The sequence below is a fragment of the Vreelandella sp. GE22 genome, assembly GCF_968212445.1.
The window spans coordinates 1,935,230-1,948,409 of sequence record NZ_OZ309110.1 but is presented as its reverse complement, the minus strand read 5'-3'; the positions used below and the strand labels follow the sequence as shown (position 1 = coordinate 1,948,409).

The 13,180-nt window shown below is 59.5% G+C and carries 9 protein-coding genes; all 9 read right to left on the bottom strand.

Translation table 11 applies throughout. The features are described from left to right. Window positions 1–30: 30 nt before the first annotated feature. Window positions 31–864: an ATP-dependent zinc protease family protein gene (locus ACWHRL_RS09315; RefSeq protein ID WP_447893441.1), complete on the bottom strand. Its 834-nt coding sequence runs from the start codon at window positions 862–864 to the stop codon at window positions 31–33. 291 nt (window positions 865–1,155) lie between these two features. Further along, on the bottom strand, window positions 1,156–1,551 hold the full coding sequence (locus ACWHRL_RS09310) for an ectoine synthase (RefSeq protein ID WP_447528864.1): 396 nt from the start codon (window positions 1,549–1,551) through the stop codon (window positions 1,156–1,158). Window positions 1,552–1,626: 75 nt separating this feature from the next. Beyond that, the gene (ectB, locus tag ACWHRL_RS09305; RefSeq protein ID WP_447528863.1) at window positions 1,627–2,901 is read right to left on the bottom strand and encodes a diaminobutyrate--2-oxoglutarate transaminase; all 1,275 of its coding nucleotides are present in this window, start codon (window positions 2,899–2,901) and stop codon (window positions 1,627–1,629) included. A gap of 104 nt (window positions 2,902–3,005) precedes the next feature. Further along, the gene (gene ectA, locus ACWHRL_RS09300) at window positions 3,006–3,587 is read right to left on the bottom strand and encodes a diaminobutyrate acetyltransferase (RefSeq protein ID WP_447893439.1); all 582 of its coding nucleotides are present in this window, start codon (window positions 3,585–3,587) and stop codon (window positions 3,006–3,008) included. Window positions 3,588–3,826: 239 nt separating this feature from the next. Further along, on the bottom strand, window positions 3,827–5,209 hold the full coding sequence (gene gorA, locus ACWHRL_RS09295) for a glutathione-disulfide reductase (RefSeq protein WP_447893438.1): 1,383 nt from the start codon (window positions 5,207–5,209) through the stop codon (window positions 3,827–3,829). 139 nt (window positions 5,210–5,348) lie between these two features. Then, window positions 5,349–5,969: a peptide-methionine (S)-S-oxide reductase MsrA gene (gene msrA / locus ACWHRL_RS09290; RefSeq protein WP_447528860.1), complete on the bottom strand. Its 621-nt coding sequence runs from the start codon at window positions 5,967–5,969 to the stop codon at window positions 5,349–5,351. 9 nt (window positions 5,970–5,978) lie between these two features. Continuing rightward, entirely contained in the window at window positions 5,979–10,394 is a 4,416-nt protein-coding gene (gene tamB, locus ACWHRL_RS09285; protein ID WP_447896136.1) for an autotransporter assembly complex protein TamB, read from the bottom strand. A 9-nt stretch (window positions 10,395–10,403) separates the two neighbouring features. Further along, window positions 10,404–12,254, bottom strand: coding sequence for an autotransporter assembly complex protein TamA (gene tamA / locus ACWHRL_RS09280; protein WP_447896135.1), 1,851 nt, complete (start codon window positions 12,252–12,254; stop codon window positions 10,404–10,406). A 103-nt stretch (window positions 12,255–12,357) separates the two neighbouring features. After that, a complete protein-coding gene (locus ACWHRL_RS09275; RefSeq protein ID WP_447896134.1) occupies window positions 12,358–13,179 on the bottom strand; it encodes a hypothetical protein in 822 nt (273 codons plus the stop codon). Between the last annotated feature and the right edge of the window lies 1 nt (window position 13,180).

Genomic DNA, 13,180 nt, shown 5'->3' with positions numbered 1-13,180 from the left:
CTTTCAGCGAAAAGCGACAGGGTAGAGCGGTTACTCTTCGGTATCGTCCTGATCATCAGCTACTTCATCGTCAGCCGCCTGGTCTGCAGGCTCGCCGCCGGGGAATTCGGGCCGATCGTGAATGTAAGACTGCGCCACGTCGATAGTGGCAATATCCATCATGAAGCGTCGTCCCAAAAGCACCGGAAAATCCAGATGTGACCGATCGTTTAGCGTGAATTCGACGTTTTCGCGAATCGGCCCCAGGGTCAACAGCAACGAGATGACCGGCCGCGACTCTTCGCCAGAGGCTTGAACGATGCGAACCCGGCGCTGGATAGGTGCTTCGATCCACTCGTCGCGTACCTGCTCGACGGCTACATCGTCTTCGTTGAGGGCCAGTTTGAAACGCACCCAATTTTCGCCATCGCGCTCGAAACGCGTGATATCCGAGGCGGAAAGCGATGAGGTGCTGGCTCCCGAGTCGATACGGGCCTGCAGGTAGGTGCCGATCATGGGAAAGCCGACCCATTCGCTGCGTCCCAAAAGCGTTTTATCGCTCTGAGTCTGCTCGATCTCGCACTCTTCGCGAACGATCAAGGGCTCTTCACCGCGAGCTTCGAGATCCGCCACGTCACGCTGCAGTACGCGCAGCAGATTGCCCACTTCGTGCATGTTGGAGACCAGGATTTGGTGCTGGCTGGTCTGCTCGGTTTGCAGCGAACGGGTGTCGCACTGCTGAACGAGCGCCGATTCGAGCTCCTGAATGCGCGAGTCAAACGACGCCTGGCTTAGCGGCGGAGGCTCGTTTGGCTCTGGCTGGTTCACTGCACAGCCCGCCAATAGCAGCGGCGTAGCCATCAACCAGATAAGTGTTGGGCGCATAAAATGGAAATTCCTTGCCGATCGAGAGGGGGAATAATATGAATAAGTAAGCCGCCTTGTCCAATAAGGTGGCGGTTTTTATTAACTCAGGATATTTGATTTAACATAATATATATTATGCGAACTTATTGAGAAAGCCTTTCCCGACAGCCCACCCTGGTCTTGAGCTTTGCTTTTGTCTGCATCTTCTCTATGCCCGCGGGATGAAGGCTTGTCCAATAAAAAGGACAGCCCTTATCGGGCTGTCCTTTGAACGACTACGTTGGCAGTACCAATGCGGTAGCTACCAGGTCACTCTTCTGCCGGCGCGTAAGATCCATCTTCGCGATGGACTTCCTTGCCGGTAAGCGCAGGTGTAAACACACAGGCCACGGTCATGCCTTTTTCCTTGCCGCGCAGCAGATGCTCGTCGTGCTGATCCAGCATGTAGACATCACCTGCCTTGATCGGCCAGATTTTGCCATCGGCGATGGTTTCTACTTCACCTTCGCCTTCGTAGCAGAAAACGGCTTCGTAGTGGTTCTTGTAATGAATATGGGTTTCGGTGCCCGGGAAAATACGGGTGATGTGAAACGAGAAGCCGGCCTTGTCGCTGGCCAGTATCAGGCGCGTGCTGTCCCAGTTGCCGTTCTCCGCTGTTACCAGGCGGTCTGTCTTACGCGCTTCTTCCAGGTTGCGAACGATCATCGATGTGCTCCTTATGAGGTGGCCGTGCTTGGCCACCGTAATAGTCTTGGGCGTGGCTTAACGGGGTCTACCGCGTTACTTTTTTTCGTTGATCACTGCTTCGACACATTTTTCGAGAATATCCAGACCCGCAATGAGGTCTTCATCGCTGATGGTCAGCGGGCAGAGACATTTGACGACTTCACCGCCCTGGCCGCTAGTTTCGATGATCAGGCCGTGCTCGAACGCCTTACCGGTAATTTCATCGGCAATATCGCCAGATACTACGTCAATACCGCGCATCAAGCCGCGACCGCGTTCGGTGGCTGGCATACCGCTATCGCTAAGACGTTTGGCAAGCTTTTGGAAGCGCTCTTCCACAATACGCCCTTTACGCTGTACGTCACGCTCGAAGGTATCGTTGGACCAGTACTTTTTAAGCGCCGCCGTCGCCGTAACCATGGCGAGATTGAAACCACGGAAGGTGCCGTTGTACTGACCTGGTTTCCACTGGTCGAGTTCCGGGCGCATCAATACGTGAGCAAACGGTAGACCAAAACCGGAAAGTGACTTGGAGTTCGTCACCATATCGGGTTTGATACCTGCATGTTCGAAGCTGAAGAACTTGCCGGTCCGCCCGCAGCCTGCCTGAATGTCGTCGATGATCAAAAGAATATCGTTGGCATGGCAGATGCTTTCCAAGCGCTTGAGCCAATCAAGGCCCGCCACGTTGATACCGCCCTCGCCTTGCACGGTTTCGACGATGACCGCCGCCGGAATATCCAGCCCACCGGACTTATCGCCCAGAAGCTTCTCGAAGTAATCCAGCGTATCGGCGTGCTCACCCATGTAACCATCATAGGGCAAGAAACTTGCGCCCTGGGTTGGGATGCCGCCGGTCGCTTCGCGGAATTTGCGGTTACCGGTCGTGGCAAGCGCGCCCATGGTGACGCCGTGAAAGCCGTTGGTGAAGGTCACGATGTTGTGGCGACCCTTGGCAACCCGGGCCAAGCGGATCGCTGCCTCGACGGCGTTGGTGCCCGTGGGGCCCGGCAGGTGCACTTTGTAGTCGAGCCCGCGCGGCTTGAAAATCAGCTCGTTCAGCGTATCGAAGTAGTCACGCTTGGCGGCCGTCCACATATCCAGACCATGCACCACGCCATCCGACGACAGATAGTCGATCATCGCTTCCTTGAGGTGGGCATTGTTGTGACCATAGTTGAGCGTACCGGCACCGGCGAGGAAATCGATGTATTCGCGCCCCTCTTCATCGGTCAAGCGCGCATTTTGCGCCTTGGTGAATACCACCGGGAACGAGCGCGAATAGGTGCGCACATTGGATTCCATACGTTCGAACGTTTGGGTCTGCATGTTGACCTCCCTTTCAGAGAATGACCTGTCTCAGAACCTTGAGACGGCTAAATGAATTTTCAAGGGCTTACTCGAGCAATCAAGTAACGGTAAACGACCCTCGATTAAACGATATTGTCGGTTTGAAACGGCCCTATACGTACGAGGTTTTCCGGGTCGTGCTCGCCACCGAGCTGCTCGGTCGAAAAGTATTCGCGGCTATTGAGCGGTGCCTGCCAGCGCGCGGCCAGGCGACGGAAAAGCCCCCAGGAAGCCAGATTATCCGGGGTGATCGTGGTTTCCATGTGGTGTACAGCGCCGAGTTCCTCGCGGGACATGATCGCTTCGATCAGCCGCCGAGCAAGACCGGTACCGCGGGCTTTTTCACCCACCGCCACCTGCCATAGAAAGAACGTGTCCGGGGCGTTGTCCTTGACGTAACCCGAGACGAAGCCAACGATTTCGCCCTCTTCATTGGTGGCGACCGCGCAGGTGTCACGAAACTGGGTCGCTAGCAGAAGGTATGCGTAAGCGGAATTCACATCGAGTGGCGGGCAGGCTTTGACCAGCTCGTAAATGCCCCAGCCGTCGTCGGCGTTGGGCTTGCGGATGTAGAGCGGCATCTGCTCGCTCCCCACTACCGCATCGGCAACGGTGGGTCTAGCTAAATCGAAAGAAGGCGTAAAAGATGTTGAAGGCATGCTCATGGTGTTACTTCGCCGTTGCGAATTCGAACGCTACTATAACAGCGAATTATTAATAACTCAAAATGCATGTTATGTTTTTCTCCCTGTTTGATAATTTTTAATTATACTCAGCTCGGCTATGCAGACAGCGCCCATAACGACCTGGATGCTAAAAGCTTAGTCCAACTTCAAAAAAGTGGTAAAAAAAAGCGAGCTTTCGCTCGCTTGGGTTCATTGTCGTTGGGTCGAAGTGTTGGGTGTCACGTGCGCGACGGCGTGCGCATGGTGACAAGTTCTTCCGAGCCCGTGGGGTGAACCCCTAGGGTGCGGTCGAAATCCGTCTTGGTGAGCCCGGCACGCACCGCAATGCCCACGTTCTGAATCAGCTCGCCTGCATCTTCGCCCACGATATGAGCGCCGACCACAACGTCGCTTGCGTCATCCACGACCAGCTTCATCAGCATGCGCTCGTCGCTTCCCGACAGCGTATGTTTCATGGGTTTGAAATCGGTGCGATACACGCGAATATGGGCAAAGCGCTCCCGCGCGGCCTCTTCGCTCAATCCTACGGTACCGATATTGGGATGGCAGAACACCGCGGTGGGCACGTGCTCGTAGTCCAAAGGCTCCGGTGTCGAGTCGCTAAAGTGGAGCTCGGCGATCTGCATCGCCTCGGCGATGGCGACCGGGGTCAGCTCCGGGCTATCGATCAAATCCCCCAGGGCCAATACGGAAGGCACTTGGGTTTCATAGCGCTCGTTGACCGTGATTTTACCACTTTCGTTGAGCGCGATACCCAATTTGTCGAGGCCCAGGCTTTCGATATTGGCGTTGCGCCCGGTGGCAGCCAGCACGGTATCGACGATGAGTGTCTCGCCGGTGGTCAGGGTGACCTTGAGGCCATCCTCTTGTTTGTCGATACGCTCAATATTGGCAGAGAAGTGTAGATTGACGCCCTTCTTTTTCATCTCGTCGCGAGTAAATTCGCGCACTTCGTTATCAAAGCCGCGCAAAAAGAGTTCCTGGCGATAGATCAGATGCGTCTCGCTGCCCAACCCGTTGAAGATACTAGCGAATTCAACGGCGATATAGCCGCCGCCGAGTACCAGAAAGCGCTGAGGAAACGTGTCGAGGTCGAACACCTCGTTGGAGGTTACCGTATGCTCGCTTCCCGGAAAATCCGGCACCCAGGGCCAGCCGCCGGTGGCCAACAGGATCTTTTTGGCGCTGACCAGGCTATCGCCCGTGGCTGAGCCAAGCGAGACAGTATGGGCATCGACGACCGTAGCCCGGGCGTTATAGAGCGTCACGCCGGCGTTTTCGAGCAGGCGCTGGTAGATACCGTTGAGCCGCTTGATCTCGCCGGACTTGTTATCGCGAAGCGTCGGCCAATCAAAGGTGGGCGTTGCCGGCAGGTGCCAGCCGTAGCCGGCCGCATCGTCGAAGCTATCGCGAAAGTGCGAAGCGTAGGCGTAGAGCTTTTTGGGAACACAACCCACGTTGACGCAGGTGCCGCCCAGGTAGCGGTCTTCGGCAATCGCCACCCGGGCGCCCTGGGCGGCGGCGGTGCGCGCCGCGCGTACACCGCCGGAACCGGCGCCGATGACCAACAGGTCGTAATCAAACTCAGCCTGCGCTGACATAGGGACTCCTTGCTACTTGACTATATAACGAAATTTGACGGTATAACGAAAGCCGCCCGCTCAAAGGGAGTCTGAGCGAGCGGTTAAAGCGTCGTGTGAAGGGGGTGAGCCCCCCTAACGATTGAACGATGAAGCCAGCTTAGCCAATAGCACAGGTTACGCCAGTACCTTTCAGGCCGCAGTAGCCTCCCGGATTTTTATCCAGGTACTGCTGATGATAGCCCTCGGCGTAGTAGAACGTGTCCAGCGGCCTGATCTCGGTGGTGATTTCACCCTTGCCGTGTTCGTCGAGTGCGGCTTGAAACGCCTCGGCGCTTTGACGCGCTTGCTCGAGCTGGGCCTCGCTGGTCGTGAAGATCGCCGAGCGATACTGGCTGCCGATGTCATTGCCCTGGCGGTTGCCCTGGGTCGGGTCGTGCCCTTCCCAGAAGATCTGCAGCAACGTGGCAAGTGTCACTTTGGCCGGGTCATAAACCACGCGCACAACCTCGGTGTGGCCGGTGCGCCCGGTGCAGGTTTCATCGTACGTGGGGTTTGGCGTCTCGCCGCCGGCGTAGCCTGCGGCGGTGACGAATACGCCGGGGGTTTGCCAAAACAGACGCTCGACTCCCCAAAAGCAGCCCATACCCAGCACGATTTCATCGTACCCTTCGGGAAATGGCGCCTTGATCGACTGGCCGTTGACGGCGTGAACGTCGCTTGTCTCGATCGGCGTGTCCCGGCCTGGCAGTGCTGCCGAAGTTCTGGAAAAAAGTGTCATGGCCACCTCTTATTGCCGTGGGAATATGCTGGGCGAGCCCTGGCGCGAGAAGGTGTAGATCAGATCCACCGCCTGACTCGTACCGGTAACCGCCTGTACGTAAAGATTACGCCAAAGCGTATAGCGTAGCGTTAGTTCCGCAATCGGCGAGAAAATTCCCACGCCGTAGCTAATGCGGAGGTCGTCGGTGAGCTGGCCGCTCAAGGCGACCTGGCTGTCGTCGCCGGCCCCGGTGGTGTCGAGTGCCAGATCGTTGATGCCGAAGGCTTCACCAATCGAGCCGACCGCGCCGCCGGTACGCCCAAGTGACATACCGATGAGCGCAGTGGTCAAGGCGCTGTCGACGCCGCCACCGGAAGAATCCGGTGCCCGCCCACGCAGTACGTAGGAGAGCGCGCTGCTTTCCGGCATGGCGGGCTCCGAGAAGATCGCGACATTGGGTTCGTCGGCGGTGCCGGTGACTCTAAGCCCGGCGATCACGTCATCCTGGGTCACATCCGGGTTACGAATCGCTTCGAAATCGAGCACCGGCTGGCCCGGCGGGCCGCTAAAGATCAGCTGACCGCGGCGAATCAGCAGGTCCTGCCCAAAGGCCTGGAAACGCCCATCGACCAGGTTCACCTCGCCAAACAGTTGCAGGATGCCATTATCCTGGCGGATTTCGAGGCCGCCGGATAGCCCGGACTCGAGCCCGTAGGCCGCTAGCTGCATATCGCTGCCAAGCGTCAGAGTGATCAGCATATCGAGTTCGATACCGGTCTGGGCGAGTTCGTCGGTCCTGCTGGGCCCTTCGCCGTTGGCGGCTTGAAGCTGGGCAATGCGCTCGGCTTCGCGGTCCTGGCGCTCGGTAATGATGATTTCATCGCCGCTTGGGCTAATCGCGGAGGCCGGCAGTCGGCCGATTTCCAGTCGCGCCCAAGGGATGTCCACGTTACCGCGTATCTGAAGAAGCTCCGGGTTGATGCGAATACGAATATCCGGTGCGGCCTCCAGGCGGCCAAACTGAGGAAGCACCACCAGTAACGGCTCCTGTACCGCGTTTAGATCGATGCCCATGCGCCACTGCTCGTCCTCAGGCCAGTAGGCATCGCCGGTGATGTTGAGCCGGCCCCGCTCGGCGGCCACGAAACCGTCGATGGAGCCCTGGCCGCCGTCGAAGCGCAGGGCCAGCTCGCCATCCACGATATCCAGCGGGATATCCGGCCCGCGCGCCCGTACGCCACGCAGGGCTAGAGTGCCCTGAAGATCCGGCTGGGCCGTGGTGCCGCCGATTTGAACGCTGCCGTTCAGGTCTCCCTGTAACTGGTCGAGCTGCGCGACCATCGGCAGGTAAGGCTCGAGCGAGACGTTGCCGGCGCGCAACTCGCCGTTGAGTCCGCCCTGGCCGATCGGGTCGTTAATGGTAAGGTCGAGGGCGAGCCGGCCGGCTTCTGAAAGCGAAAGCACGACGTTTGCGTTGGCCAGCGACTGGTTGGCCTCTATCTGGGCGTCCAGGTCGATGACCGGCAGCTGAACCGGCTGGCCAAAGTCGTTGATCGCGGTAATGGCCAGCTCGCTCAACAGTTCGACATTAGCCTGCCAGCGCGCCCCACCCTGACGCCAGGAAAGACCCAAGTCCGCCGTCGTGTCACCTTCAAGACGCCAGTCATCGGGCAAGAACGGCTCAAGCATTTCCATGGGAACTTCGCGCATGGTCAAGGCGGCCTGGCCTTGATCCGCCGAGGCGTTGATCGTCTCCGTTGAACAGACCAGTCCGCCTTCAAGCCGGCGCAAGCAAAACGGGGTTAGCCGCGCCTGGCCGTTGGCCAGGTTGTAGCGCACATCGAGCGGGCTCTCGAGGCGGATGTTGCCGGCCTCGGAGTCGATCTCGAGCGGCGTTACCTGGGCCTGGTAGCGCTGGTCTGCCTGATCGAAGCGCCCTGCCAGTTCGAGCTGGGCGCGGCTCATGACCGCGCCGTCGCCGCCTTGTACATCGAAGGCCAGCGTATGCTGGGAAAGTCGCCCGTCCAGGGCCAGGTTCAGGCGCTCGAAGGTTTGGCCGCCGGCGATCACGCGCTCGAGCGCTAAATCGACGTCCAGACGCGGGTCGTCGATACCGGTGACATCGCCGTTGAGCGTCAGCCGCTCGACGGCGTTGTCGGCAAAGCGCAGGCCATCGCCAGTTAGTTCGGCGTTGAGGCGTGGCTCGTTGAGGCTACCCCGCGCCTGGATATCGCCGGTCAACCGGCCGGCAAGTTCCGGATGCAGGGTTTGCAGCTGGGTGAGCGCAATGTCCGCATCCAGCGAAAGCGCCTGCTGGCTTGCCTGGCCCTGGGCGGTAAGACGGTTCTCGCCTTGGGTAAAGAGCAGCTCGTCGATATCGACTTCCAGGTCCGTATTAGCGGTCAGCGCGGCTTGCAGCGTCAGTGGGTAATCCTGGAGTTCGCCGCCGATCGAAAGTTCGGGCAGGTCGATCAGCCAGCGGTTGCCCTGCTGAAGCACGCCAAGTTCGATATCTCCATCGAGGGAGCCGTTGAGGTCATCGACGAAGTGCGAGGGGTCGAAGTTATCCAGTCGAATCCGCGTATCCAGGGCAATGGCGTCGGCCCAACTGACCCGCCCCTGGCTTGCCAACCGGCTTTCATCGATTCGAAGGGCAAGGGATGACCAGCTAAAAGAGCCGGTATCGCCGCTGCCCTCTACGTTCAGCGATAAAAGCGGCACCTCCGGCCCCTGGCCGTCCACGTCCAACGCTAGTGTGTAAGCGTTGATGTCACCCTCGGCGCGCATATCCATATCCTGCAGGACCCAAGGGGCGGTCTCGGCGTTTTCCGGGGCGATCAGGGGCCACTGTAACCGTCCGCTTTGAAGCCGAGCGGTAAACGGGTAGTTCGTATCCTCGATATCGATGCGTGCCTCGAGACGGGTATCCTCGATCCCATCGGCGTCGAGCACTAACGTGAACGCCTCCAGGTCGCCGTTGGCGTGCAGATCCAGATTCTGTACGACGATAGGGTCGGTTTCGGCGTTTTCTGCAGCGATCAGCGGCCATTGGAACCGCTCGCTTCGTAGACGCAGGTCGAACGGATACGTCGGATCGTCAAGATCGACACGCGCTTCGAGCCTGGTGTCCTCGATACCGTCGGCGTCGAGCACCACCGTGAACGCTTCCAGGTTACCGCTGGCGCGAAGATCCAGGTTCTCCACCGTCAAGGGCTCGGCGTCGCTGTTTGCCGCCGGCGTGGGCGGCCACTGGAATTGCTCGGTTTGCAGGCGTACATCGAAGGGAAAGCGCGGGTCGAGTACGTCCACGCTTGCATCGAGCACGACATTGACCAGCCCTTCGGTGTCGAGCTCGCCGCTTAGTTCGGCAAGCGAGCCGGACAGTGAAAGCGATAGCGTATTACCGCTAAGCTCGGGAAAGCGTTCGGGCAGGTAAAGCGTGGTGTCCAGGTTTAGGTCGAGGGGGTAGCTTTCCGCCAAGCGGATAGTGCCCGCAAGATCGACTTCGGCGTCCGGGGTGAGCACGTAGAGAGTATCGATCGCGACATCGTGTTCTACCACCGAGCCCACGAGCGTGAGCCGCTCGACCTGGTAGTCGAAGGCGCCTTCGAGGGCGAAGTCGTTGATGGCGAGTTCTTCGACGATGACATCGATCGGGAGCGTGATATCGGGCAGCTGCGTTCGCCCTTTTTCGCTCACCAGCACTCCGCCGCCTTCGTCTTCGGTTGCCTCTTGCTCATCCCGTGGCGCGTGAACGGCGATCGCCCCGTCGATGCCGGTGGCCTCGAGCGGTGTGTCGGTATTTTGGGTGAGCCGAACGCCTTGGGACGGGGGCAAATAGACGCGAGGCTGGTCAAGCTCGGTCGGCGCCAAACGCACGCTTTGCCCTTCGGCGATGGCGGCGCTGGTCAATGACTCCAGCGTGATACGCGTACCATCCCCTAACGTCACCGCGGCGTTGTTCAGTACCAGTTCGCGAAGTTCGATGGGAAAAGGCAGCGTAATGCGCAGCGGCTCCTGGTTCTCTTCCGGCGGCGTTTCATCGTCACTCGCGCCGATACGGATATCCGCTCCTTCGGCGCGCAGCGTGTCGATACATAGCCGCCCCGACAGCAAACAGTCGTCCGCCCAGCGAAGTTCCAGGTCATCGATGGCGGCCCGGGTCGTGCCGATGTTCAAACGAAAGCCTTGAAGTGTGAATTCGTCGAGCAACTCTCCAGACTGCGAATCGAAGCTGATATAGCCGCGCTTTTCCGCCTGGGAGAAAATCTGCGCCGTCCCCCAGGGGGAAAGCGCCGTCCCCAAAATCAGCGCGACCAGGCCAAACAGCCACAGCGGCACGAGGATCAGAAGCCGGATCAGGCTCCAAATGGCCAAGCGGGTACGGGTTCTAGAAGAGAGCCGCTTTTTCCTGCGCGGCTTTTTCTTTGCGACGTTTGCCAAAATGCGCTCCTAGAACTCGGGGCCGATAGAGAAGTGTAAGCGGTAATCGTTGTCGTCATCGTCGAAGGGATGCGCCACGTCGAAACGAATGGGGCCGACCGGCGATACCCAGCGAACGCCCAGGCCCGCCCCGGTTTTCAGATCTTCGGCTTCCCAGTCGTTGAAGGCATTGCCGTTATCGACGAAGGCAGCGCCCCACCAGTCGCCGGTTGCTCGGCGCTGGTACTCGAGCGTCGAACTCAGCATTTGTTGGCCGCCGCGCAGCAGCCCGTCTTCGCCACGCGGCGCCAGGCTCTCATAGGAGTAGCCGCGCACGCTGCGATCCCCACCGGCGAAAAAGCGCAGCGAGGGCGGAATCTTGTCGAAGTCATCGGTTTCGGTAGCGCCCACGCTGAGGCGCGCTAAGAAGCGGTTGTCCGCATTGAGGGTACGGATCCACTCGGTATCACCGGTCACGCGGGCAAAGCGGGCGTCCGACCCCCAGGCGGTATCCGAATACTCCACCGAGAGCTGCTGACGGTCACCCCAAAGCGGAAAGCGCTCGGGCCTGGTGCGCGTACGCGACCACTGAATGCCGGGATAGTAAAGCCAAACCTCGTCGGAGAGCCCGCCCTGGGTAAAGTCTTCGTAGGTGGTACGTAAGTAAAGCGTCTGAACCCAACGGTTTTCGAACTCCCAGCGCCGGGCGAACTCGATGGTGCCCTCGACTGATTGGGTGTCGTTATCGTCGCGGTTACGGATACCGTACTGGAGCCGGTAATTGTCGCGAATCGGGTCTTCCAGCGGAATGTTATACACCCCGGTAAAGCGCTGATCCGGCCCGGAAATGTAAAGGTCGTGGTTCAGGCTATGACCCAAGCTATTGATCCAGGGCTGCTGCCAGCCAAAACGCAGCCTGGGGCCGACATCGGTGGCAAACCCGATACCAGTTTCGAATTGGTGGCGGTCGGCAGGCTCGACGGTTACATCGATCGGCAGGCGGTTGTTGCCCGACTGGCCAAGGCTTAGCGCACTTGCGAACGCCGCGCTCGAAAGCCGCGGGCGCTGTGGCTGGGACGCGGTGGCCGAGTCGAACCAGGGCGAGCCACCGCCACTCGGCGCAATCACCAACTCCTGGGCGGTTTGCAGCCGCGGGCGCACGGTGACCGAGCTGAACCAGCGGGTTTCGCCCAGCCGTTGACTATAGCGAGCCACGGATTCGGCAAGATAAGGGTCGCCGGTCTCGAAGCCGCGCATCTGACGCAGCCGGTCGGGCTGGATATGACTGCCGACAATGACGGTATTGCCGAACTGGTAGCGCGGGCCGCTATCGAAATCCATATAGAGTCGCGCGCTTTCAAGATAAGGGCGAACTTCCATACGGCGGTCGGTAAAGCCCCAGTCGAAGTAGCCGCGCTCGATCGCAAGGCCCGAGAAATCGGAGCTTAGCTCGTCCCAGGGGGCGTGATTGAGCACGTCGCCTTCGCTGAGCGGAAAGGCGTCCAGCGCCGCTTGAAACGTTGGGTCGTCCTGGGCATCGCCCTGAATATCGATCGACAGGGTTTCGATACGTACCGCCGGGCCCGGCTCGATTCGTACCCTCACCGGGGTTTGATCGACGTCGACGTTGATCTCGGATTCGTAGTAGCCAAAAACCCGCAGCGCTTCCTGGGCGCGCTGACGGATCTCGCCTTCCAGGCGCACGTCGGTATAGCGCTCTTCGTCGATGTTTTGCAGGTAAGCGTCAACGTTCTCTTGCACCGGCCCGGTGACGCCGCTGATGGCGGCTTCTACCGCTCGCGCCAAGGGGCTAAGCGTCAAAAACGGCGTTGCTGCTAACAGCGCGACGGGGATGGCCAATCGCTGACGGTATCGTTGCATGTGTGTCTTTTCCTAACCCAGGCCGGCGAAATAGCGTAAGGCGATATAGTGCGCGTAAGGCGATATAGTACGTGTAAGCCGATATAGTACGTCGCGCGCCGAATTATCGCAGCATTTCCATTTGAGCACTAAACGCGAGCTGCGCCTGGCGTACCTGGCGTACATCGCTCTCCAACGCACTAATGCGCTCGCTTAGCTCTGCCGTTGCGCTATCGAGTGCTTGTTGATCGATACCCGCTTCATCGTTTTGGGGCCTTTGTGATAGCTCGGCCACCTGTTCGTCGAATTCGCTCCGCCACTGGCTGAACTGGTTCTCGATCGAGGTGCTCTCCCGGGCGATCTGCTCTTCAAGTGCCGCTATGCGCTCGGCGGTATTCTGGTCGAGGTAAGCCACCTCTTCCACCAGATTTTGTCGGCCGGCGGTTCCCGCCTGTTCAAGGGCGCCGAGCGAGGTGCGAATGGCGTCCAACTGGCGGTCGTTAAGGTCGGCGGCCTCGCGAAGCTGATCAAGCTCACCGCGTAGATCGTCCAGCGACTCGGTCGAGGCCAACTCCTGGCCGTCGGTCAGTACCCCGTAAAGCTCTTCACGGGTGTTGCTCAGCCGCAGGGCAAGCTGTTCCTGCTCCTGGAACAGCGTGGTCATCTGCGCCTGCATGTAGGTGACCGTATCGACGACGTCGACATCGCCGGATTCGAGCCGCGCGTGCAGGTTGGAGACCTCCCCACTTACTCGGCTAAGCTCGCTCGATAGACGTTCGCGCTCGAACCAAAGCCCTGCAACTAGCGCGCCCAGTAGCGCGATCACCAGCAGTAGCATAAGCCACAAGGGCCAGATGGTTGGCCCGCGGCGATGGCGCAGGTGCTGCGCGCTCAGGCTTTGGTCCACATCGGGCACGATGCGTTGGGACGAGGTGGCGTCAGACATG

Excerpts from the sequence above, each read along its gene's own strand:
- ectA (WP_447893439.1), bottom strand. The coding sequence starts at position 3,587 with ATGAGCATGCCTTCAACATCTTTTACGCCTTCTTTCGATTTAGCTAGA.
- tamA (WP_447896135.1), bottom strand. The coding sequence starts at position 12,254 with ATGCAACGATACCGTCAGCGATTGGCCATCCCCGTCGCGCTGTTAGCA.
- ectB (WP_447528863.1), bottom strand. The coding sequence starts at position 2,901 with ATGCAGACCCAAACGTTCGAACGTATGGAATCCAATGTGCGCACCTAT.
- ACWHRL_RS09310 (WP_447528864.1), bottom strand. The coding sequence starts at position 1,551 with ATGATCGTTCGCAACCTGGAAGAAGCGCGTAAGACAGACCGCCTGGTA.
- ACWHRL_RS09315 (WP_447893441.1), bottom strand. The coding sequence starts at position 864 with ATGCGCCCAACACTTATCTGGTTGATGGCTACGCCGCTGCTATTGGCG.
- gorA (WP_447893438.1), bottom strand. The coding sequence starts at position 5,209 with ATGTCAGCGCAGGCTGAGTTTGATTACGACCTGTTGGTCATCGGCGCC.
- msrA (WP_447528860.1), bottom strand. The coding sequence starts at position 5,969 with ATGACACTTTTTTCCAGAACTTCGGCAGCACTGCCAGGCCGGGACACG.
- ACWHRL_RS09275 (WP_447896134.1), bottom strand. The coding sequence starts at position 13,179 with ATGTCTGACGCCACCTCGTCCCAACGCATCGTGCCCGATGTGGACCAA.